General features: G+C 74.2%; 2 pseudogenes. Both read left to right on the forward strand.

What is annotated here, in order from left to right:
- Positions 1–940, forward strand: a pseudogene (locus tag ACOV8S_RS01925) (type VI secretion protein); the annotation flags it as partial.
- A 124-nt stretch (positions 941–1,064) separates the two neighbouring features.
- A pseudogene (locus ACOV8S_RS01930) lies at positions 1,065–1,332 on the forward strand (hypothetical protein); the annotation flags it as partial.

The following is a 1,332-nucleotide window of genomic DNA, read 5'->3' on the forward strand; positions in this document are numbered from 1 at the left end:
GCCCCCGGCCGTCCCCGCCCCCGTCGGCCCGCTGGTCTACGCGCCGCCCCAGGAGCGCCTCCCGCTGGCCGTGGAGGCCGTGCTGGAGGCCGAGGGACCCGTCGTGGTCGTCACGTCCGACCCGGCCCTCTGGGAGGCCACCAAGGACGCCCGGGCCAAGCTCGGCCCCGTCCTGGTCCACGACGCCTCCCGCCTCTGCGACACCCCGGCCCGCCTCCACTGGTCGCCGCTGGCCGGCTGCGAGGACAAGGACACCGCGGCCGCCCGCGCCACCGCCCTGCTGGCCCCCGTCCGTCCCGCGGCCCGCCTGGACGCCGCCGTCGCCGACACCGCCGAGACGCTGCTGCGCTGCTACCTGCACGCCGCCGCCGTCGACGGCCGCACCCTCCGCCACCTCCACCGCTGGGCCCAGGGCAACCAGGTCCAGGACGCCGTCCGCGCCCTGCGCACCCACCCGTCCGCCGTCTCCGGCACGGCCGGCGAACTCGAGTCCGCGCTCACCTCGCACCCCGAACGCCGCGACATGGCGACCCAGCTGACGGCCCGTGCGCTCGCCTGCCTCGGCGCCGTCCACATCCGCGAGGCCTGCACCCCGAACCGGAACGATTCCCTGGTCCTGGATTCCTTCGTCCATGAAGCGGGCACGCTCTATGTGATCGGCGAATCCGTCGAGGACCCGAGGACCGACCCGGGAGCCATGCCACTCCTGACGGCCCTCGCCTCCAGCGTGGTCGAGCGCGGCCGGCGCATGGCCGAACGGTCATCCTCCGGCCGCCTCGACCCACCAATCACCCTCGTCCTCGACGACGTCGCCGCCGTGGCCCCGGTCCCCGGACTCCCCGACCTCCTGTCGGCGGGACCCGCCCTCGGCCTCCCGACCCTGGCGCTGCTCCGCTCCCGGGAGCAACTGCGCGCCCGCTGGCCGCACTCGAACCTGTGAACCCCAGGCCCGACCCTCAGTTCTCGCTCAAAACCCATGGCTTTCCCTCTCACGGGGTGCAACCGTGAGCCCCTGCCCACCGTCTCCGGGGGCAGACGCGCAACATCGGTGAGGGGTGGGCGACATGGTCTGGTTCCTGGGCCTCGGATTCGCGGGACTCGTCGTCCTGACCGTCGCGCTCGTTTTCGACGGCCTCCTCGAAGGCCTCTTCGGCGGCGTCGAGGCACTCAACGGCTTCTTCGACGGCCTCATCTCGCTGCCCGTGGTCGCCGGCTTCGTCTCCATGCTCGGCTTCGCCGGAGCGATCGTCACCGGCACCACCGGCCTCGGCCCGGTCGCCGCGACCGCCGCCGCCGTCCCCGAACCCGCCACCGGCGCCGACATCGTCTTCG

It is taken from the genome of Streptomyces sp. CO7 (assembly GCF_053474865.1).